At 60.0% G+C, this 21,456-nt stretch carries 21 protein-coding genes; 19 read left to right on the forward strand and 2 right to left on the reverse strand.

Translation table 11 applies throughout. From position 1 onward, the window contains the following. Nucleotides 1-183: 183 nt before the first annotated feature. The 5 genes from GQY20_RS23310 (at nt 184) to GQY20_RS23330 (ending at nt 3,781) form a co-directional block, all read left to right on the forward strand. Nucleotides 184-630 carry a MaoC family dehydratase N-terminal domain-containing protein gene (locus GQY20_RS23310; protein ID WP_198351157.1) on the forward strand — a complete coding sequence of 149 codons (447 nt, stop codon included), beginning with the start codon at nt 184-186 and terminating at the stop codon, nt 628-630. Continuing rightward, on the forward strand, nt 627-1,073 hold the full coding sequence (locus GQY20_RS23315; protein ID WP_198351158.1) for a MaoC/PaaZ C-terminal domain-containing protein: 447 nt from the start codon (nt 627-629) through the stop codon (nt 1,071-1,073). The genes GQY20_RS23310 and GQY20_RS23315 overlap by 4 nt, the downstream gene beginning before the upstream one ends. Nucleotides 1,074-1,076: 3 nt before the next feature. Then, nucleotides 1,077-1,877, forward strand: coding sequence for a glucose 1-dehydrogenase (locus GQY20_RS23320; protein WP_157219539.1), 801 nt, complete (start codon nt 1,077-1,079; stop codon nt 1,875-1,877). A 443-nt stretch (nt 1,878-2,320) separates the two neighbouring features. Beyond that, on the forward strand, nt 2,321-2,932 hold the full coding sequence (locus GQY20_RS23325; protein WP_157219540.1) for a hypothetical protein: 612 nt from the start codon (nt 2,321-2,323) through the stop codon (nt 2,930-2,932). A gap of 27 nt (nt 2,933-2,959) precedes the next feature. Further along, nucleotides 2,960-3,781, forward strand: coding sequence for an SDR family NAD(P)-dependent oxidoreductase (locus GQY20_RS23330; RefSeq protein WP_157219541.1), 822 nt, complete (start codon nt 2,960-2,962; stop codon nt 3,779-3,781). Here GQY20_RS23330 and GQY20_RS23335 read toward each other — a convergent pair. Then, complete coding sequence (locus tag GQY20_RS23335; RefSeq protein WP_198351160.1) at nt 3,762-4,676, reverse strand: LysR family transcriptional regulator; 915 nt, start codon at nt 4,674-4,676, stop codon at nt 3,762-3,764. The two genes, GQY20_RS23330 and GQY20_RS23335, sit on opposite strands and share 20 nt — an antisense overlap. A gap of 194 nt (nt 4,677-4,870) precedes the next feature. On the opposite strand from GQY20_RS23335, the gene GQY20_RS23340 reads away from it, so the two are divergent. From GQY20_RS23340 to GQY20_RS23375, 8 genes are all read left to right on the forward strand, one after another. Next, nucleotides 4,871-5,812 carry an enoyl-CoA hydratase-related protein gene (locus GQY20_RS23340; RefSeq protein WP_232476210.1) on the forward strand — a complete coding sequence of 314 codons (942 nt, stop codon included), beginning with the start codon at nt 4,871-4,873 and terminating at the stop codon, nt 5,810-5,812. Nucleotides 5,813-5,864: 52 nt separating this feature from the next. Beyond that, complete coding sequence (locus tag GQY20_RS23345) at nt 5,865-6,428, forward strand: carboxymuconolactone decarboxylase family protein (RefSeq protein ID WP_157219543.1); 564 nt, start codon at nt 5,865-5,867, stop codon at nt 6,426-6,428. A gap of 87 nt (nt 6,429-6,515) precedes the next feature. Then, nucleotides 6,516-7,982, forward strand: a complete 1,467-nt coding sequence (locus tag GQY20_RS23350; RefSeq protein WP_157219544.1) for an AMP-binding protein — start codon at nt 6,516-6,518, stop codon at nt 7,980-7,982. 434 nt (nt 7,983-8,416) lie between these two features. After that, complete coding sequence (locus tag GQY20_RS23355) at nt 8,417-10,585, forward strand: TonB-dependent receptor (RefSeq protein WP_157219545.1); 2,169 nt, start codon at nt 8,417-8,419, stop codon at nt 10,583-10,585. Nucleotides 10,586-10,652: 67 nt separating this feature from the next. After that, on the forward strand, nt 10,653-11,417 hold the full coding sequence (locus GQY20_RS23360) for an N-acyl homoserine lactonase family protein (protein WP_157219546.1): 765 nt from the start codon (nt 10,653-10,655) through the stop codon (nt 11,415-11,417). Then, a complete protein-coding gene (locus tag GQY20_RS23365; RefSeq protein WP_157219547.1) occupies nt 11,417-12,367 on the forward strand; it encodes an alpha/beta hydrolase in 951 nt (316 codons plus the stop codon). Before GQY20_RS23360 ends, GQY20_RS23365 begins: the two co-directional genes overlap by 1 nt. Nucleotides 12,368-12,413: 46 nt before the next feature. Then, nucleotides 12,414-13,430: an MFS transporter gene (locus GQY20_RS23370; protein WP_157219548.1), complete on the forward strand. Its 1,017-nt coding sequence runs from the start codon at nt 12,414-12,416 to the stop codon at nt 13,428-13,430. Continuing rightward, nucleotides 13,427-13,708, forward strand: a complete 282-nt coding sequence (locus GQY20_RS23375) for a hypothetical protein (RefSeq protein ID WP_157219549.1) — start codon at nt 13,427-13,429, stop codon at nt 13,706-13,708. The genes GQY20_RS23370 and GQY20_RS23375 overlap by 4 nt, the downstream gene beginning before the upstream one ends. Before the next feature lie 53 nt (nt 13,709-13,761). Here the strand turns inward: GQY20_RS23375 and GQY20_RS23380 are convergent, their stop codons facing one another. Then, a complete protein-coding gene (locus GQY20_RS23380) occupies nt 13,762-14,685 on the reverse strand; it encodes a LysR family transcriptional regulator (protein WP_157219550.1) in 924 nt (307 codons plus the stop codon). Between the two features lie 171 nt (nt 14,686-14,856). On the opposite strand from GQY20_RS23380, the gene GQY20_RS23385 reads away from it, so the two are divergent. The 6 genes from GQY20_RS23385 to GQY20_RS23410 all read left to right on the forward strand — a co-directional run bounded on the left by GQY20_RS23385 (nt 14,857) and on the right by GQY20_RS23410 (nt 21,281). Next, nucleotides 14,857-16,350: an AMP-binding protein gene (locus tag GQY20_RS23385; protein WP_157219551.1), complete on the forward strand. Its 1,494-nt coding sequence runs from the start codon at nt 14,857-14,859 to the stop codon at nt 16,348-16,350. 93 nt (nt 16,351-16,443) lie between these two features. Next, the gene (locus GQY20_RS23390; RefSeq protein WP_198351162.1) at nt 16,444-17,055 is read left to right on the forward strand and encodes a hypothetical protein; all 612 of its coding nucleotides are present in this window, start codon (nt 16,444-16,446) and stop codon (nt 17,053-17,055) included. A gap of 84 nt (nt 17,056-17,139) precedes the next feature. Next, nucleotides 17,140-18,078, forward strand: coding sequence for an alpha/beta hydrolase (locus GQY20_RS23395; protein WP_157219552.1), 939 nt, complete (start codon nt 17,140-17,142; stop codon nt 18,076-18,078). A 138-nt stretch (nt 18,079-18,216) separates the two neighbouring features. Then, a complete protein-coding gene (locus GQY20_RS23400) occupies nt 18,217-19,413 on the forward strand; it encodes an acyl-CoA dehydrogenase family protein (protein ID WP_232476211.1) in 1,197 nt (398 codons plus the stop codon). Further along, on the forward strand, nt 19,410-20,483 hold the full coding sequence (locus GQY20_RS23405) for a phosphotransferase (protein ID WP_232476212.1): 1,074 nt from the start codon (nt 19,410-19,412) through the stop codon (nt 20,481-20,483). Before GQY20_RS23400 ends, GQY20_RS23405 begins: the two co-directional genes overlap by 4 nt. A 120-nt stretch (nt 20,484-20,603) precedes the next feature. Continuing rightward, nucleotides 20,604-21,281 (forward strand): nitroreductase, encoded by a 678-nt coding sequence (locus GQY20_RS23410; RefSeq protein WP_157219555.1) that lies wholly within the window; start codon nt 20,604-20,606, stop codon nt 21,279-21,281. Nucleotides 21,282-21,456 lie beyond the last annotated feature (175 nt).

Here is a 21,456-nt window from a genome sequence, read left to right on the forward strand (position 1 = left end):
GTCTGACTACAGCGCCCTGAGCGTGGTACCAGCGTCGATATCTTTATGGCTCCGATGCGACTGGGCAGGTCCCGGCAGAGCGAGCGCGCCACATGCCAATCTCGGCGCCTTGCTTATCGGGGACATAAGGATTTCGTGTCTGTTTTTCGCCCTCATGCTCGATAGGTCTCCTCAACAGAGAGGATGCCGATGGAACATGAGGCAGAAGCGAATGGCTTGTCGCAGCGCAGGATCCGCGTTGAACTAGGCCAGTTGAAGCTCTTCGCCAAGGCGATTGGCGAAACCAACCCGATATACTTCGACAGAGCGGCCGCGGAGGCTGCGGGCCTGCCTGCGCCGTTGGCGCCGCCGACTTTTTCCTATTCGCTGGGTGTCCTGGCCTTCGGTTCCGAAAGCTGGTCGGAGGAGCTTGGCATCGACCCCGAGCACCTCCTGCATGGGGAGCAGGCATTCGAGTCTTTTCACCCCATCTATGCGGAAGATGAACTCTTGCTGCAGCGAAGGGTGGTCGACCAATACGAAAAAAAGGGCGGAAGACTCTCTTTCGTTGTCGTCGAAACCGAACTCACCAATCAGCGAAGCGAACTCTGCGTTCGCGCGCGGATGGTCGGTGTCATCCAGAACGCATGATCGATATGACCGATCTTATCCCCTCCGACCTTGCGCTTCCACACCGGCTGCCTCCGGTCGGCGGACACGCCTTCACGCGGGCGCAGCTTGCACTTTTCGCCGGAGGTTCCGGTGATCATAATCCCATTCATATCGACAGCGACATCGCCAAGGCCAAAGGGTTCGAGGACGTCATCGTGCCGGGCATGCTGCTGATGGCGCAGGTGGGCAAGATGTTGGCCGATTGGGCCGGGCCGTCTACGATCCGGCGCTGGAACGTGCGCTTCACAAACATCACGCCCATTCTGGCGACGCCGACCTATTTTGCCGAGATCCTGGAACGAACGGAAGTCGCTGGCGAGCGGTGCTTGCGACTGGCCGTGTGGGTCGAAGTCCCGGAGGTGGGCGAGGTCGTTCGCGGGGAGGCTGTTGTCGCAGAGCGCGGCGAAGCGGGGGAGCGGTAGGACATGGGACGGCTCTCCAACAAGGTCGCGATCGTAACTGGTGCGGCCTCGGGAATAGGCGCTGCGATCGCGAAGCTGTTTGTGGAAGAGGGGGGACAGGTAATCCTGACCGACCTGTCTCCCGAAGGTGAGACCTATGCGCAGGCGCTCGGGCGGAGCGCCCGCTTTGTCCGGCATGATGTCACGGATGAGGAGGGCTGGCGCGCCCTAACCCAAGAGGTTCTCGAGCGCGAGGGGCATCTCGACATTCTGGTCAACAATGCGGGTATCGGCAATGCGCCACACCCTTCAACCCCTGACGTAGCCCTGCTGGACGACTGGCGGCAGATGCTGCGCGTGAACGGCGAGGGGACGTTTCTGGGGTGCAAATATGGCATCGCCGCCATGCGCGCCGCGGCCGGCGGATCGATCGTCAACATGTCGTCGGTGGCCTCCGCGACACCGACATCGATGAACGCCGCTTACGGCTTCTCGAAGGCCGGTGTCGCGCAATTCACGCGCTCCGTGGCACAATTTGGCGCGCCACTGCGCATCCGGTGCAATTCGATCCACCCTGGATATACGGCGACGCCCATCCTGCAGGGGCTGTTCGACAAGATCGAAAGAGATATGGACATTTCCGGCGCGCAAGCGCGTCAACGCTTCGAAGAACTGGTGCCTCTGGGGCGCCTTGGAGAAGCGCTGGATGTGGCCTACGGCGTCCTTTACTTCGCGTCCGATGAATCCCGGCATGTGACCGGTGCGCAACTCGTCATCGACGGGGGCTCGACGCTAGGAAAACCCGCTGTACAGGCGACGCAGTGAGGGCCCTGCGCCATCGTTGCACCGTGCAGCATGTCGGTCTGCGGGCGGTGGACGTCGCGCTGGCGCGCCGAGCCACCTGCCGCGCCGGAAGGCCGCGCGACGTCGCCAGGTCTTATGAAAGCGATCAGAAAAAGCGCTGCTATCGATCGGCGGCGAGGCAGATAGGGTCTGCCCCTGGTGATCCACCTCCTCGATCCAACGCGGGTCATTCTTCGAGTCAGTTACGTCTCTCGCAGAAGGCAACGCGGACGTTTCGGGCAAATCACGTCAGCTAACTGGGTGTCGGTATGGAAAATAGTCAGGCGATCGAAGCCGCAAATCTCATTGCATCCCTCTATCGCGGCGAAATAACGCTGGAGCGCTTGCCAGAATCCTGTCGGCCAGCGTCCATTGCCGATGCCCAGCAAATCCTCAGCGTGCTTCCGAAAAGCCTGGATCGGCCTGTGCAGGGTTACAAATGCTATTTCCCGTTTAAGGCCACACAGCCCAATCTCTTCGCGCCGATCTTCAACGTGCTTCCAAATGGCACCCCGATCACCCCCGATGTCGCCAATCTTCACCTGATCGAGCCGGAAATACTCTTCCGCGCCGAGCGGGATTTGCCGCCGCGCGAGGAGCCCTATAGCTATGAGGAAGTCGCAAGCGCTGTCGTAGCCGTCCCGGCGTTCGAGTATCTCGCCACGCGCTTCAGCGCCGACTTTGCAAGCCTGCTGGGACAGAAGGATCCGCAGATCTATGCGGACAACACGCTGAGCGGCGGCTTCGTGGTGGGAGACGCCGATCCAAATTGGCGCGCGCTGGATTTCTTGAAGATGCGGATCGTGACGACCTTCGATGGGAAGATCGTGTCGGATGAGACCGGTGGCCACCCGGTCAAAGATCCGTTCATCCTGATATTCGTGGGCGTCAATCTCCTTCGGTCGCTCCAGGGCGTCAAGAAGGGGCAGTTGCTGGCTACCCTCTCGCCCACCGGTCTTCTGACGGCCGAGAAGGGCGTAGAGATCGTCGCCGAATTCGAAGGCTTCGGCAGGGTCGAAACCTCCTACGCGTTTTAAGAAAGTACCGAGATTGGGGTGATGAGGATGGATTTGCGCGGCAAGACTGCGATTGTCACCGGCGGCGGCACCGGCATCGGCGAAGCGGTTTCGCTCAAACTCGCTGAGCGTGGCGCCAATGTCGTAGTGAATTATCGCTCGAGCGCCGCGGAAGCGGAACAGACGACCGCGCGTTGCCAGGCGCTGGGCGTCAAGGCGATCGCAGCAAAAGGCGATGTAGGCGAGGATCAGGATTGCAGGCGTCTTGCGCAGATGGCGCTCGACTTAGGCGGTTCCATCGACATGCTCGTGAACAATGCCGGTGCGACGAAATTCGCCGCGCATTCCGATCTCGATGCGCTTTCGGCCGATGACTTTCTGTCCATCTACCGCACCAATCTTGTCGGGGCCTATCAGATGATCCGTGCAGCCCAACCCGCCATGAAGGCGGCCGGGAGGGGGGCGGTCGTCAACGTGGCGTCGATCGCAGGGCTTTTCGGCGGCGGATCTTCGACGGCCTATTCCTCGTCGAAGGGCGCATTGATCAATCTCACCAAAACCATGGCTCGGGCGCTTGCGCCCATCATCCGGGTGAACGTCGTTTGCCCCGGCTTCATCGCAACGCGTTGGTATGAGGACCGGCTCTCGGCGGCGGACTATGAAGCGCTCCTGCAGCGCATGAGCGACATTCTCCCCCTCGGCCATGCTGGAACTGCGGAAGAAGTGGCGGATGGCATCCTGTTCTTTTGCGCTGAAGGCGCCAATCTGGTGACCGGCGAGACGTTGATCATGGACAGCGGTGCCCATCTGGAGCTGGCTATGGCGCGCGCCGGCGCGGCCGCCTCAGTCGTCAAACATCCACAAGGGTGACCGCCGGCCATTCGCCGGAGGCGACCTTCGGTTTGATGACCTCGCGTAGCAGATTGTCGAAAACATCGATCGCAGCGGTCCGGGGCCGGGTCTTGAGCCGCCCGAACGTCCAGACGGTGGTCAGCCCCTCGATGCGTACAGCCTGAACATTATGCCCCCGAAGGGTCAACGCGCAGCCGGGCATCACGACATATCCTTGACCCGCCTCGACGAGATCCAGCAGCATCGATGAGCTCGTCTGGATCACCGTATTGACCGCAAGTCCATGTCGCGAGAGCTTCTGGCTCATGCGCTTCAGGCTTACAGTGGCGTTATGCTGCCTAATGATGGGGCGGTGGGCCAGTTCCGTCATCGGCACATGATCGAGATCCTTGAGATCGGACTCCCTGGGGCCAAGAAGGAACTGATTGTCGTTGGCGAGAACGCGGGTTTCGATCTCTGCGTCGTCCTCCAGCATCGTAAGGACAGCGGCGTCGATATAATGGGATTTCAGCATCCCCTCCAGGGTCTCGCTGGAATCGATGATGCAGCGCACGCGCACCGCAGGATGCAGTTCCCTGAAGCGCGATAGCACCTCAACCGCGATTTGCGAGAAGGCATAGGGCAGGCCCACCGACAGCTCGCCTTGCGGCTCTGTCTCCCTGGCCGCGAGCTCGTCCGCGAGGTCCTCGATCTGGGCGATCAGGATTCCGGCCCTCTCGATCACCAGCCGCCCAGCTTCGGTCAGCTGGACCCCCCGCCCATGGCGCATCAGCAGCTTTGCCTGAAGCTCGTCCTCGAGCAATGCGATATGCCGCGTGAGCGCAGGCTGGGTGAGGTGAAGATCGGCGGCCGCGCGCGTGACATTGCCATATTCGGCGACCTTCATGAAATACCGCAGGCTACGAATGTTCACGGTGCGTCCTCTCCTTTGGACGTTGATAGCGCAGCCGGTATAAAGGAAAAACGCCTTTCTTGCCTTATGGCTCTCCCGCGACCGATCGAGGCGGCTTCCATCGACCCCGCCTCTATCGTGCGGCGAGCGAAACTCCCGGAATTCTGGCCGGTTAACCGCGGAGCGAAAGCCTCCTGGGGTCTCTGACCGGTCTTATGGCATGGCTTCGATCACGAATTTTGAGGTGGTTGATGCGTTCCGATGGCCATAGCCTCGGTGCAGCTAGTCGTAAGTGCGGAGAGAGAATGGCCATGGCCGAAGCGTCGTCGGAACACGAATATATCCTCATCGATCAGCCGGCGCCGTTCGTTCAGCGGATCACGCTCAACAAGCCGGAAAAGCGCAACGCGATGAGCAACGATCTTAGGATCGAGCTCTTTCGGGCGCTGGAAGCGGCGGACGTCGATGAGGACGTTCGCGTCATCATCATTCGCGGCGCCGGCAAATGCTTCTCGTCGGGCTATGATCTCTCGTTCAAGCGTGACCGCTGGCCCTACCATACCGCACGAGGCATCGGCCTCTGGTCGCGGCATGTGGTCGAGGGCTGCTTTCGCATCTGGGATTTGGCCACGCCGGTCATCGCTCAAGTGCACGGCTATTGCCTCGCGGGCGGTACGGAGCTCGCCTCGTCCTGCGACCTGGTCTATGTCGCCGACGACGCGCAGATCGGTTATCCCCCGGTGCGGATGATGAGCCCTCCTGACAACCAGGTCTTCCCCTGGCTGATGGGTATGCGCCGCGCCATGGAGATGATGCTCACCGGTGATTATCTGACCGGCACGGAGGCCGTCGAGGCAGGCTTTGCTAATCGCGCCTTTCCGTTGGAGGCGCTGGAAGCCGAGGTTTTGGCTATGGCCGAGCGACTGACGAAGGTGCCGCCTGCGCTGCAGCAGATGAACAAGCGCGCGGTGCACCGGCAAATGGAGATCATGGGCATCCGAGCCGGCGTCCGCGCGGGCGCCGAGATTCAGGCGCAGGCGATCTTCATTCCCGAAGTGAAGGAATATTACGACTCGCTGCGCAAGAACATCACCGGCGCCCTCGATGCGCGCGACGGCAAGTTCGGCGACTATCGAACCGCCGAGAAGTCTGAATAGGGCGCGCAATCGCCGTCTACGGGTGCAACGACCGACAGTTCGGGAGCAGAGGATGGTCCGGGTTCCGCTTGTGGACATCGAGTCGCTGGAGGGGCCGGTGGGCGATGCGCTCAGATCCCGTCCAGGAAAACTCAACATCGTGGGCATGATGGCCCATGCGCAGGGCTGCGTCGTCGAACAGCTCCAGCTTGGGCGGTCGGTCAACAGCCAACAGGATTTGGACGCGCTGTCGCGGGAGCTGCTCGTCCTTCTCGCCGCACATCTTGATGGCGGCGAATATGTATGGCGGCAGCATGTACCGATTGCGGAGCGGCACGGCGCAACCAAGGCGAAGATCGACGCCCTTGGGAAAGGCGATATCGCGTCCAAGGCGTTCAGCGCGGATGAGCGGGCCCTGCTCGCCTATGGTGCCCAGGTCATCCGTGGCGGGCAGGTCGATGATATCACGTTCAGGGCGGCGGCGCGGCGCTACTCTCATCGGGAGCTCGTCGAAGCGATCCTTGCCATCGGATACTATATGACGATGAACCGCCTCACTGCGGCGACGTGTACTCCGCTCGAAGTATCGCAAGTCGCGCCATCTGCCGCCTCAACGGTCGGAGCCCCAACGCAATAAGCATGTGGGAAAGCCACTATCCCGCCGGAGACGCCGCCGCTGGTTCCAGTGCCGTCGCTAAAGGCGACGAAAACGAGAGAAGCTCAAATGTTGATGCCAATGGGGGATATTCCCGAATTTCACGCAAATCGCCTCGGCGACACCCGCATTGCCGTCATTCACGATGATGACCAACTGACCTGGGGAGACCTTGCCCGGCGCGTCAACCGGCGCGCGAATGCGCTACGGGCGCGAGGTGTGGGCAAGGATGACGTGATCACTATCAGCCTGCCCAATTGCAATGCGCTTTACGAACTCGCCTTTGCCTGTTGGAAAGTGGGAGCTACGCCGTCGCTATTGTCCTACCGCCTGCCCATCACCGAATTCACTGCCGTTCTCGAACTCGCGAGGCCAAAGCTCGTCTTCGCTTCCGACCCGGCCATTCTTGAATCAATTCCATCGCTGCCGCCGTGCTTCGGTCTCGATGAAGGCGGTGACACTCGGGTTCCTTCCACCGTAGGCACCTATTGGAAGGCAATGACATCCGGCGGATCAACAGGGCGCCCCAAGATCATTGTTGATCACCAGCCTGCCGAAATCGATCCATTCGCCCCGCTTCTTAACGTCCCCCAGGACAAAACAGTCCTAAATCCCGGCCCGCTTTACCATAATGCGCCCTTTCGCTTCACCGTCGGGGCGCTTCATCGCGGCAACAGCATAGTCAGCATGGCGAAGTTCGATGCCGAGGGCGCTCTTCGCCTGATTGATACGCACCGTGTTTCCTGGGCGATGATGGTGCCAACGATGATGAGCCGTATCTGGCGGTTACCAGAAGCGGTGCGCGATCGCTATGACATCTCGTCGCTGGAGGCGGTATGGCATAGCGCCGCGCCCATGCCCGCTTGGCTCAAGGAAGCCTGGATCGGCTGGATTGGGGCGGACAAAGTCTGGGAAATCTACGGCGGCACCGAGCGGCAGGGCAACGCCATCCTGAGCGGCGGCGAGTGGTTGTGTCATCGCGGTTCTGTGGGTCGTGCCTACAATTGCGACATCCGGATCCTCAACGAAAGCGGCGGCCAGCTACCCGCCGGCGAGATCGGAGAAGTGTTCATGCGCCCGGATGCTGGGCCCGGTAACACCTACCACTATCTGGGAGCAGAGCCCCGCCGCGCGGCTGATGGTTATGAGACGATCGGCGACTATGGCTGGCTCGACGACGACGGCTATCTGTTCCTGGCCGATCGGCGGACCGACCTCATCATCAGCGGCGGTGCCAACATCTATCCGGCCGAAGTCGAAAGTGCTCTCATGGAACATCCGGATGTCGACAGTGCCGTAGTGATCGGCATTCCCCATGAGGATATGGGATCGGTCCCCCATGCCGTCATCAGGCGCAAGGCGGGTGGAACGAACCTCGACGAAGGCTCGCTTCGAACGTTCGTCGAGCAACGCTTGGTACGATCGAAGACACCGAGATCCTACGAATTCACGGAAGAGGATCTTCGTGACGATGCCGGCAAAGTGCGTCGAAGCGAACTGCGCGATCGGACCCTGAAGCGGCTGGCGGCATCATGAGGCATCACTCTTCGCGGGATGGGTTGTCCAAGCCAAGCTGCCGCAAAGCAATTCAGGTGCAAAGGTTGGCTATCGTCCACCCATTGTCCGACGCGTCTCTTCCAATGCCGATCGCCCGGCTCAAGGTGGATGGCGGAACACTCTCAATGAGACATTCCCACCCGATCTTGCCGGTGCGAGGCCTATGCTCGGGGCACCGGTATCGCTTCCATAATGAAAAGCACGATGGTTCTGATGGAGGCATCGTCATAGTGTCCAACTCCAGAGCAGAATGTCCAGACTCTCAAGGTCCAGGACGTCCAGATGAGGAGCTGAGATGCGAGAGCGTTACCCAAAAGAGATCTTCGGACTTCCCTTGCTAAATAAGCCAAAGATCTTCCGAGGGATAACCCAGGCGCATTTGAAATTCAGATAAAACCAGTTGGAGGGGAAATATGAAAGACGCTCGATTTTCTGAGAAGCAGGTGCTGAACAAGCTGCCCGCATCCAGGCTGATATATGGATTTCTCTTGTGCACGGCTTTGACGCCGGCGTCCGCTTTCGCGCAGCAGGCGTCTTCGAACGATGAGGCACAAGTTCAGGATATCGTCGTGACCGCGCAGCGGCGCAGCGAAAACCTGCAGAACGTGCCGATCGCGGTGACAGCGATCACCTCCGAGCGAATGGCGACGCAAGGCATCACCGGCACCTTGGCGCTGACCGCAATCGCGCCGAGCTTGCAGATCAACCAGACCTCCAACTTCGGCAGCATTTACCTGCGCGGTGTAGGTTCGAACCTCGCCGACCCGACGTCCGAGCCTTCGGTGGCCACCTACATCGACGGGGTCTACATTTCGTCGCCGCAGGGCAATTTCTTTTCCTTCAACAATATCGAACGGATCGAGGTGCTGAAGGGCCCCCAGGGCACGCTGTTCGGCCGCAACGCGACCGGCGGTGTGATTCAGATCGTGACGCGGGACCCCAGCCACACGCCCTCCGCCGATTTCAGCGTGGGCTATGGCAACTACAACACAATCAGCGGGTCTTTCTACGGAACTACCGGCCTCACGAAGACCTTGGCGGTTGACTTCGCGGCGATCTACCAGAACCAACTGGACGGGTTCGGTCGCAACATCACTCTGAACAAAGATATTTTCCGCAGTGACAATGTCGGCTTCCGCAGCAAATTGCTGTGGACTCCGGCAGATGGAACTAAAATCGTTCTGAGCGGCGACTATTCTCGGTCCTACAACAACGACTCTTATCAATATGGGCCAGGTGTCATATCGCCGGCCTATGGTCGCGAGCTGTACGCCGGACCATATAATTCTACCGGAAATCTCCTGACGTCCGTCAACACCAAGAGCTGGGGCGGTTCGCTACGCGTCGAGCAGGATCTCGGGAGCGTCAAGCTGACGTCGATCACGTCGCGCAGGCAACTCCGTTCAAACTTCGTCCTCGACTCCGACCAGGGGCCTCTCACGATTGGCGGGTCGGAGTATTTCAGCTACGCGCGGAACTGGTCGCAGGAGTTCCAGCTCAGCAATCAGAACAAGGGCAATTTCGACTGGGTGGTCGGTCTCTATTATTTCGACAACGCAGGCGGATATCGGCCCTGGCACTCGATTGGCGGTGGTTTCTTCTGGAATGCCGAGCAGACGACCAAGGCATGGGCGGGGTATGGCCAGGCAACCCTGAGACTGGACTCCGGCACCTCTATCACCGGCGGGTTGCGCTGGACGACGGAAGACCAGGCAATGAGGTCGATAAACCTCACGACGCCGGCAAACGCGGCAAGCTTCTCGACAAATCACAAGAAGCTGACCTGGCGGATCGCGATTGACCAGAAGCTGACCGACGGCGTGATGGTCTACGCTAGCTATAACCGGGGATTCAAAAGCGGCGGCTACAATCTTCTCGACACTGCATCACTCAACAAGGTGCCGGCGCTCCAGAATATTCCAAGCTACAACCCTGAGGTCGTCGATGCTTACGAGGTGGGTCTGAAATCCTACCTATTCGACCGGCGCGTGCGATTTAATCTCGCCGGATTCTACTACAACTATAAAGATATCCAGCTGCAAAAAACCGTTCTTGTTGGTAATCTAATCCTCAACGCTGCCAACGCCCGCATCAAGGGCGTTGAAGCCGAACTTGAGGCGGCAGTTACGCACGGGTTTACCCTCCGTGCGGGTGCATCTGTGCTCGACACGGAATATCGCGACTTCCTGAGCGCGCCAGCCGTGACGATGAACGGCGTAGGGTCAACCATCAATGCGAGCGGCAATGATCTGGTCGCGGCGCCTAAATTCACCGGCAACATTGGTGGCGAATATCGCTTTGAATTGGGAGAAAATGCGATCACGGCCTCGGTTAACGCCGTATACAATGATGGCTTTTTCTGGCATCCGGACAACCGTTTGCGCCAGCCATCCTACACCTTGCTGAATTCGACCATCACCTGGGATCTCGTCGGAGGCAAGTATCAGGTTCGGGTTTGGGGCAAGAACCTGACGAACGCTCGATACTTCAGATCCGAAGCCGAGGTGCAGGGTCGTGGAGACTGGACCTTGCAAGCGCCCCCGCGCACGTACGGCATCACGCTTCTGGCGCATTTGAAGTAAGCGGTGACGGTCCGGTCGGTAGCGCGTTCTGCGTGTTACCGACCGCCCAAGAGAGGATCGCGAGGCCATGGATCTAAAGGTTTACGTTCTTGATGGCGGCCGACTGGTAACCGAAGACGCAAGCATCTTCTCCGCCGACGGTAATTACAGAGGTGAGCACTGGGACATGGCCAACCCGTGCTATCTCGTTGTCCATCCCCTGGGCAGGTTGATGTGGGATTGCGGCTTTGAGGACAGTCTGGCTGACCTACCCTCAGGCTATAACTCCGGGCGATCGATCTGGTCGCTGCCCAAAAAACTGGCGCAGCAGCTCAGCGAAATGAGCATCGATCCCCAGGATATCGATTACTTTACCCTGTCCCACTCGCATCTCGACCACTCCGGGAACGCGAACCTCTTCAGGGGCTCCACCTGGATCGTGGACGAGGCCGAGCGCGACTTCATGTTCCGCGCCGATGCGCGCCAGAGCAAGGAATTCAAGAACTACGATGCGCTCGAACGCGCGCAGGTGCGCACATTCACCTCGGATCATGATGTTTTTGGCGATGGCTCGGTCGTCATTCTCCGCACGCCAGGTCATACGCCCGGCCATGCAGCGCTGCTCGTCAATCTGCCGCAGAGCGGGCCTGTCATCTTTACCGGTGATCTATGGTATACCTGCCGTTGCAGGACCACTCGCAACATCCCATCCAACAACACGGATCGCCGGCAGACCTTCGAATCCATGGCACGGATTGAGGATCTGGCGCGCGAGCTGGGCGCTCGCATCATCATCCAGCATGAACGTGCCGACTGGGAGTCCATGCCGCGCTATCCCGAGTATCTCCGGTAATGAGCCGAGACGCCAGCTGGCGGTTCGACGAGACCGACCTGGATGACGACCTGCTCAAAATCCATGCCGACGCCCGAGCGCGCCTGGCACAGATTCCGCCGTGGAAACCGGAAGCAGCAAGGAGGATTCGCGAAGCGCGGTCGCAAGGGGGCGGCGTCTACCTTTCGGTTGATCACTCGCCGCGCGCCCGCGTAATCGAAGTTCCCGGTCCTGGAGGGCCGATCGCGCTTCGGATCATCGCGCCGGCCAAACCAAAGGGCGTCTACCTCCATTTTCACGGGGGGGGCTGGTTCATGGGTGGCGCCGATCTCCAAGACCCAAGGCTCGAGGCGATCGCGGACCGCGCTCAACTGGCCTGTGTGAGCGTCGAATATCGGCTCACGCCTGAGCATCCCTATCCGGCTGCGCCTGACGATTGCGAGGCGGCCGCCCTTTGGCTCCTTACAAACGCCAAGATAATGTTCGGCACCGAAATCGTCACGATCGGCGGCGAGTCTTCGGGAGCGCATCTCTCGGTCGTCACGCTGCTGCGCCTCCGCGACAAGCACAATATCGTCCTTTACGGCGCGAACCTCGTCTTCGGCTTCTTCGATCTTACGCTGACGCCGAGCGCCCGGATGTTCGGCGATGAGCGCATCGCGCCAAGGACAACGGATCTGCGCAGCTATGCGCGCGCCTTCGCGGGCGACGCAGATCTCGCGGGGCCTGAGATCTCACCGATGTACGCCAATCTCGACGGTCTGTGTCCGGCTCTGTTCACGATCGGTACGCAGGACCCGCTGCTGGACGATTCCCTCTTCATGCACATGCGATGGCTAGCATCTCGGAACCGCAGCGATCTCGCAGTTTACCCGGGCGGCATCCATAATTTCGTCGGTTTCCCAAGTGGCATCGCCCGGGCAGCGGAAGATCGCTCGATCGCGTTTCTGCGCGATGTGACGGGGCAGTGAGGTTGACACCGCTCAGTATCAACTTGTGACTGAACGGGATGCACAGGTGTCGCGCAGACCAGCCGAGAAAGGCATTTTGCATAAGCCAACCAGTGCGCAACGGCGAGCAGCACTCCTTGCGCTGGCGATCGCCTATGGGTTCAACACCGCGGATCGCCAGCTTCTTTCCATTCTAGCTGGGTCGGTCAAAGCCGACCTGCAGCTCTCCGACATGCAACTCGGTTTCATGGGTGGGGTAGCCTTCGCCTTATTCTATGCGAGCTGCAGCCCCCCTCTCGCATGGCTCGCAGACCGTTGGAGCCGAGCGTGGGTGATTACAATCAGCCTGGGCCTTTGGAGCCTGTTTACTGCCGCTTGTGGGCTTGTCCAGAATGCGACCCAGCTTTTCCTGTGCCGCTTGGGTGTCGGTTTCGGTGAGGCAGGCGGCACTGCCCCATCCTTTTCGCTGGTTTGCGCTTACTATCCGGCCAATCAGCGTGCGCGCGCCACTGCGCTACTCAATTTCGCCGCGCCTCTTGGCGTTGCCTTGGGTCCCCTGGCCGCCGCGATGGTGGCTGACGCGCTAGACTGGCGCGCAGCCTTCTTGATCGCAGGCGTGCTCGGATGCCTTTTCGTGCCGGTGTTCCGCTGGACGGTGCATGATCCGGCCGGCTTGTCTGTCGACCGAGCGCACACGGGGGTATCCGAAATATCTGCAGCAGACCGCAGGAGCCCCCTCAAGCGCCTACTTTCCTCAAGCAGTTTCTGGCTTCTGACTACGGCCGCGGCCTTGAGCTCGATGGTCCTGCAGGGCGTGCTTTTCTGGCTACCCTCATTTCTCGAGCGCACTCATGGCCTAGTGTTGAAAGAGCGGGCCATCCTGTTCGGAGTCGTGACCGCATCCGCCGGTGTAGCCGGAAACTGGGCGAGTGGTTGGATCGTCGATCGGCTTGGCCCGCACCGCCAGATTTGCGCTCTATTGCCCGCCGCCGCTGGCCTGATCGCCATTCCAGCCTACGCGCTCGCACTGACCGCCTCGACAGCCGCTTTGGCAACGCCATTTCTGTTCGTGGGATGGCAATGACATTTGCCTATTCGACGCCGGTATATGCAGCGGTGCAGCATTTGGTGCCTCCCCGTCAGCGCTCTACCGGGATTGCGGCCTATCTCCTAATCAATAACAGCGTCGGAATAGGCGTGGGCGTCATCCTTCTAGGCTTGCTATCGGACTGGCTGATGCCCCTGTTCGGCGCTGACGCGCTGAAAATCTCGATACTGGCCGTTGTGAGCCTTTATCTTCCGAGTGCGATCCTGTTCGCACGGTGCGCCCCGAGGCTCGCGCGAGACTGGATTCAGGAGTGAACCTGATTTTATAAGTCGAAAGATCCGGCGGTAACCCGATCTTGCCCTCGCCCTCAAACCGCGCCTTCAATTAACGTGACGCCCGGCCAGCCGCCGGCGTCCACCCGGGCTCGAATGGCTTGGCGCAGGAGCGCCTCGAACGCATTCACCGCCGCTGTCTTGGGATGCATGCGCAACGTACTAATGGTCCATGTGACCGAGAGATCAGCGATTGCCACCGCCTCCAGCTCGTACCGCTTGGACCCCATGGCGCATCCGGTCATCACCACATAACCGAGCCCAAGCTCAGACAGCTCCAGCATCATCGACGCGCTGGTCTTGATCACGACGTTTTGCGACCGCCCAAGTTTCGCCAACCGCTGGTCGGTCCGCTTAGCCACAACGGTAGCGTTGTATTGCCGGATGGTCGGCTGTTCCGCCAAGTCGGCCATCGAGATTTCGTTAAGCTCGGCTAGGCCACAACCCTTGGGGCCGAACAAGAACGCCGCGTCATTCGCTACCGGGCTGGAGTCAATTTCGGGATCGTCCTCGACCATGGTGAGCACCGCAAAATCGAGATACTGCGATTTGAGCATGCCTTCGAGCGTTTCGCTCGAGTCTGCGATCACCTTGAGACGAACATCGGGGTATAGCTCATTGAACTGCTTCACGACCGGCGCGGTGATGCCCTCCGACCATGACCATGGCAGGCCCACCGAAAGCTCTCCCTGAGGCTCCGTCTGTCGAGCCAGCAACTCCTCGGAAAGGATATCGATATCGGCCAGGATCGCCTGGGCGCGCGTCGTGAGCAGGCGACCGGGCTCTGTGAGCCGTACACCGCGTCCATGTCGCATCAGAAGTTTCACACGCAGATGATCTTCAAGATGCGCCACATGTCGTGTGAGCGCGGGCTGCGTGATGTGCAACTCAGCTGCGGCGCGTGTGATGCTCCCGTGCTCGGCGATTTTCAGGAAGTAGCGCAGGCTCAAAATGTTCATATCAACCTCTGGGAGGCATAAAGAAGAGCCGCCTCTGAAGATCAAGCCATAACTGCGATGTTATACCGGGAATGCCGCAAGGGGCTCTGTTTGGCCCAGCCGCCCCCGCGTAGCATCCGGCCAAGAGCGCGTCGTTTCCGACGGCAGAAGTTGCTCAAATTGGAGTGATGCATGAACCTAGTCGCGATGGGCGATATCCCTGCTCTGTATGCCGAGCGCCTCGGGGGCAAACGCCTTTGTGTCGTCCATCAGAACGACCGGCTTTCCTGGGCGGAGATGGCCACACGCATCAATCGAAGGGCATGGGCCCTGAAAGGTCTCGGTATCGGCAAGGACGATATCGTGGCGCTCGTGCTGCCAAATGAAAATGCGGTCTTCGAGCTCTCCTTTGCGCTCTGGAAGCTTGGAGCTACGCCATCCTGCATCTCGGCGCGGCTACCAGCGAACGAAATGAAGGCGGTGCTTGATCTTGCCCGTCCACGAGCTGTTTTCGCGTCGGATCCCGCCATCCGCGCGACAACGGGGGCGCTGCCCGCTGACTATGGCCTCCAGGAGGGCAGTGACGAACCACTATCCTCGATCATTGGAAGTCACTGGAAAGCCATGACGTCGGGCGGCTCGTCGGGACGGCCAAAGATGATCGTCGACATGGGGCCGGGCGCCACGGACATCAGTCAGCCCCTGCTCAATCTGCCCCAGGGCGGAACAGTGCTCAACGCCGGTCCGCTATGCCACAACGCACCGTTCACCTTCATGTCGATGGCGCTGCATCATGGAAACAGCGTCATCAGCATGCCGCGCTTCGATGCTGAGGAGACGCTGCGCCTGATCGAGAGTTATGAAGTCGAATGGGCAAATTTGGTGCCGACCATGATGAGCCGCATCTGGGCGTTGCCCGAAGAGACTCGGTCGCGCTACGATCTGTCGTCGCTTCAGGCCGTTTGGCACACCGCCGCGCCCATGCCCGCCTGGCTTAAGGAAGCGTGGATCGATTGGATCGGGCCGGAAAAGATTTGGGAAATCTATGGCGGCACGGAGCGGCAGGGCAACACCATTCTCAACGGCGCTGAATGGCTGACGCATCGCGGGTCGGTGGGGCGCCCGATCAACTGCGATATCCGTATCCTGAGCGAGGATGGCGAGCAACTACCGCCGGGTGAGGTAGGTGAAATCCATCTCCTCCCGTTTACGGGTGCGGGATCGACCTATCACTATCTCGGCGCCGAACCGCATCGCTCAAAGGATGGTTACGAGACCATCGGCGATTTCGGTTGGCTGGATGAGGAGGGCTATCTCTACATCGCCGACCGTCGTGCGGATCTGATCCTGCGCGGGGGCATGAATGTCTATCCGGCGGAAATCGAGAATGCGTTGTCCGAACATCCGGGTGTGGACCTGGCGGTGGTGATCGGACTTCCCGACCCCGATCTCGGTGCGCGCGTACATGCAATCGTGCGGCCGTCGCTGGCGGCGGCAGAACCGGTCACGGTGGAGGCGCTAGGCGCCTTCCTGGCGACGAAGCTTGCCCGATATAAATTGCCGGCAAGCTATGAATTCACCGATGAGCCGCTCCGAGACGAAGCGGGAAAGGTACGGCGCAGCCAGCTGCGTGCTGCGAAAATCGCGGCTCTCTCATCTTCGGACAACGTCCCGGCCGGCGCCTAGCTAGGACGAAACCGAAAGATATCTGGAAATGACATTCATCATCAGTGTCGTCTTCTTTGTCGTGATCCTCGGTCTGTTCGATCGCAAGCTGCCATGGCCAACCTGCCGGGAAGAGGAAAAGTGATTGTCGGGCACTATGGCCTCGCTGCGGCGGTAAAGGCGCGGGAGCCCATGGTCCCTTTGTGGTTGCTCATGCTCGCGACCGTGTGGCTGGACGTCATTTTCATCCCTTTCCTCGCGGCCGGCATCGAATGGATCGAGCCAGTTCCCCATGCCGCGCATTATGGCGGGCTCATCATTCACGCGGACTACACCCACTCCTTGGTAGGGGCTGCACTCCTTTCCATCGCGTTGGCCGTTCCCGTCGCGCGAGCATGGGGGCGTCGAGGCGGGATCGTCGTCGGCCTAGTCGCTTTGTCGCACTGGATGCTCGATCTCGTCGTTCATCGAAACGACCTTCCATTGCTTCCGGGGAATGTCGGCGATCTTCCAAAATTGGGCTTCGCCCTCTGGGCGAAGCCGGACATGGCAATAGGCCTTGAAATCCTGATTTTCGCCGCGGGTATCTACGCCTATTGGCAAGCGGCCTCCAAGGTGGCGCTCGCTGCGGGCGTCAGCCGCTATCTGGCCGTTCGCAGCGCATTCAAGGCCTTCTTTTTCGGGGCGCTCATTATCATCCTCGATCTTACAGGTCTGGCAGGCTGACATGCGCGCGGCAGGCGTTCACGCACATGATCAACGAGCCGATGGGCTCCAAATAATCGGGAGAGCAAGGTGGACGGACTGACATTGTCGCTGTTCGACGGGAGTGCAGTGGCGGAGGATACCTACGCAGTGGCGGCTGGTGCAAAGGCTCGGATCGCCACGCTTCCGCCAGTCTGGACGCCCGAGCACGCCCAACCCATCCGCGAGGCGCGCAACGCGGGTACCGGAGGATTTCCCTCCATCATCCGTTCTCCGCGCGCCGAGACGCTGATGATCGAGGGATCGGGAGGCGAGGTCCCCGTTCGGATCATTGCGGCGACGGCGCCCAAAGGCATCTATCTTCATCTCCACGGCGGTGGCTGGTTCATGGGTGCCGCCGACCTCCAGGATGGCATGCTCGAACGCTACGCGGATGAGGCGAACGTCGTTTGTGTGAGCGTCGATTATCGACTGGCACCAGAGCATCCTTTCCCGGCTGCGCTGGAAGACAGCGTGGCGGTGGCGAGGTGGCTGGCGGACAATGCGGCAGATCGATGGGGTGTAGACCGGATCGTGATTGGCGGCGACTCCTCGGGAGCGCATCTCGCTGCTCTGACCGTGATCGAAATGCGCGATTCATACGATGTCGGCTTTTCTGGCGCCCATTTCGTCTATGGCTTTTTCGATCTCGCACTGACGCCTTGGGCGCGCCAGTTCGGCGAGGCGCGAAGCACGCCGCGTACGACGGATTTGCAGGGGTTCGTGAACGCCTTCATTGGACCAGACCGCGATCACCGCTCTCCGAATGTTTCGCCGCTCTATGCGGATCTATCTAGAGCGTGCCCAGCGCTATTCATTGTGGGCACCGAGGATGCACTGCTCGAGGACAGTCTCTTCATGCACATGCGCTGGATGGCGGCCGGAAATTCAAGCGACCTGCAGATCTACCCGGGAGCGCCGCACAATTTTGTGGCTATGCCTTGCAGCGCCGCCGCCGATGCGCACAGACGGGCTCTCGCTTTCATCAGACAGTGCCTGATCTGAACTCATCCGTGCCGCAGCTCGAGGCGATCCGGCATGGCTTCAATAAACTCTGACGATTGGTCGCGTCAGCCCAGTTCGAATATACTGGCCGAGACGGCGTCCCGCCGTGGCCAGCCCGACAGTAGGAAGGTCCTTGCAGTGAGTTTCGAATATGGTGCAGCGTCGAGTGACAGGGCGCAGGCTATCGCGGCGCGTGTTGAAGCTTTTATCCGCGAAACCATCATACCTTATGAACACGACCCGCGTCTTGGAGCGCACGGGCCGGCCGATGAGCTGGTCCAGGAACTGCGGGGGAAAGCGCGAAGCGCCGGCGTGTTGACGCCGCATATCCTGGATGACGGATCCCATCTGTCGCAGAGTGAGACAGCGACGGTCCTTATTCGATCCGGGCTTTCACCCTTGGGGCCGCTCGCGTGCAACACGATGGCACCCGATGAAGGCAACATGTATCTACTGGGCAAGGTCGGTTCGCCGGAACAGCGGACTCGCTTTCTCGAGCCAATGGTGTCGGGCGCGGCGCGATCGGCCTTCTTCATGACAGAACCCGCAGAAGAAGGGGGGGCGGGTTCGGATCCTTCGATGATGAAGACGACCTGCCGGCTGGACGGGAACCATTGGGTCATCAACGGCCGCAAGAAGTTCATCACAGGCGCCGAGGGCGCTAAAGTGGGTATTGTGATGGCGAAGTCGACCGACGGCGCGTGCATGTTCCTTGTCGATCTTCCCGACCCGGCGATCCGAACAACCCGCATATTGGACACTATAGACAGTTCAATGCCGGGCGGCCACGCCGAGATCGATATCGTTGACCTCCGCGTGCCGTCCGATCAGATGCTCGGTGTTTCTGGAGAGGGCTTTAAATATGCGCAGGTGCGCCTTAGCCCCGCACGCCTCTCGCATTGCATGCGGTGGTTGGGACTTGCTATCCGTGCCAACGAGATCGCAAGCGATTATGCCTGTCGCCGGCAGGCGTTTGGCAAGGCGCTTGTCGATCATGAGGGGGTCGGCTTCATGCTCGCGGACAACCTCATTGACCTCAAGCAGTGCGAACTGATCATTGCCTGGTGCGCGGAAGTGCTTGATACCGGCTCACTCGGGACTGTCGAGAGCTCCATGGCGAAGGTCGCGGTGTCCGATGCGCTTTTCCGGGTGGCGGATCGCTGCGTCCAGGTGATGGGCGGCAGCGGCGTAAGCCGGGACACGATCGTCGAGCAGGCATTTCGCGAAATACGCGCCTTTCGCATTTATGACGGGCCGACCGAGGTCCACAAATGGTCTCTTGCCAAGAAGATCAAACGCGACTGGGTGAATGCACGGGGAAGCGTGGTACAGTGACAGTGCCATCCGAGGCCGGGGCCGCCACAACCGCCGTTCGCGAAGGATACCATCTCGACGCCAAGGCGCTCGACCGCTGGATGAAAGACCATGTTGAGGACTTCGCCGGCCCCCTGACAATCGAACAATTTCAGGGAGGCCAATCCAACCCTACTTATAAGCTCACGACCCCGAAGCGATGCTATGTGCTTCGGCGCAAGCCCCCAGGCCAACTTCTCAAGGGAGCACATGCTGTAGATCGCGAGGCCAAGGTCCTCATGGCTTTAGGCGAGGCGGGCTTTCCGGTCGCCCGTGTCTACGCACTTTGCACGGATGAGACCGTGATCGGCACCTGGTTCTACGTCATGGCTATGATCGAGGGGCGGATCTTCTGGGATGCGACGATGCCGGGCATGTCGCCTGATGCCCGAGCGGCGCACTTTGACGCGATGAACGATACGATCGCTACGCTGCACAGCATTGATTTCGAGGCCATCGGCCTTGGCGACTATGGCCGAGCGGGCAATTATTTCGAGCGACAGATCGCGCGCTGGTCGAAGCAGTATGTTGAGGACGCTGAAGCTGGGCGTGATCCCAATATGGACCGTCTCGTCGATTGGTTGCCCCGTAACATCCCGGCCGGCGACGAGACCAGCATCGTCCATGGCGATTTTCGGTGCGACAACATGATCTTTCATCCGACCGAGCCAAGGATATTGGCTGTCCTAGACTGGGAGCTGTCGACATTGGGCCATCCCGGCGCAGACTTCGCTTATCACGCGATGATGTTCAGGATGCCGCCACATATAGTAGCCGGACTTGGTGGTGCCGACATCTTTGCTCTCGGCATACCTTCCGAGCATGAATATCTTTCTGCCTACTGCGCACGGCGCGGGTTGGCGAGCATGCCGAATTACGACTTCTACATCGCTTTCAACTTTTTCCGGCTGGCAGCAATCTTCCACGGAATCAAGGGCCGGGTTCTCCGGGGCACTGCGTCGTCAAGCCAGGCGCGCGAGCGGGTTGCTGTCCTTCCCGAACTAATGGCCATCGCCTGGGACCAGGCGAAAAGGGCAGGGGGGAGTGGTTAGGGAGCTTTGAGCCATAAGGCTGAGGTTATGCCGGGGATGTGATCCACTCGCTGTTTGACTCGCGCGCGCGCGCGTAACCCTTCCGGGGCCCATACCAATTTTGTTATCGGAGATGCCTCAATGTCTGAAGCCAGATTATTCCAGGACGTCATTCGCGGCCGCAGGTCGCCGCGCAGCTTCCTGCCCACACCGGTGCCCCAAGACGTGCTGAAATCGGTGTTCGAGGACGCGCGCAATACCCCTTCCAATTGCAACTACCAACCCTGGATTATCCATATCGCGTCAGGGACATCGCGCGACAAGCTGAGCGCCGCGTTTCTGGAAGCAGCGGGCCAGCAGAACTTCACCTGGGATTTTCCATTCGACTTCGACAGCTCGTACGGCATATACACCGAGCGTCGGCAGGCTCAAGGAGCAGGCTATTACGAGGCGGCCGGAGTGCCGCGCGATGCCACTGAGCAACGCAACTTCGCTGTGATGAAGAATCTCCAATTTTTCGGCGCGCCGCATGTCGCACTGCTCTTCATGGCCCCGGTGTATGAGACAGTTCGAGTCGCCGGTGACGTGGGCATGTACGGTCAATCATTGCTTCTATCGCTCGAAGCTCATGGGCTCGGCGGCGTTCCGCAAACGCTTCTGAGCTTCTTTGCTGGGACGGCGCGGGAGGTGCTTGGCATCGATCCGATGTATAAGATGCTGTTTGGCATCTCCTTTGGCTATCCAGTGCCCGGCAATCCTGTGAACAACTACCCGCTCGACAAGGCGCCGATCGAAGAGACTGTGACGTTTCACAATTGACTGGATAGTAAATCGAAGGGTATCCGGCGGCATCGATGCCGCCGGATTCTTCTTGGGACAGCCGGTTGACGGCTAGCGCTGAGGCAGTCTAGGCGTGGTGCGCGCGGTGTGCGCTCGGCATTTCGCTCCTGCTTTTTAGCTGACTCATTTTACAGTAAGCATGACGTTCGAGCCT

Origin of the sequence: Flavisphingomonas formosensis, from assembly GCF_009755815.1 — a bacterium.
GTDB lineage: Bacteria > Pseudomonadota > Alphaproteobacteria > Sphingomonadales > Sphingomonadaceae > Flavisphingomonas > Flavisphingomonas formosensis.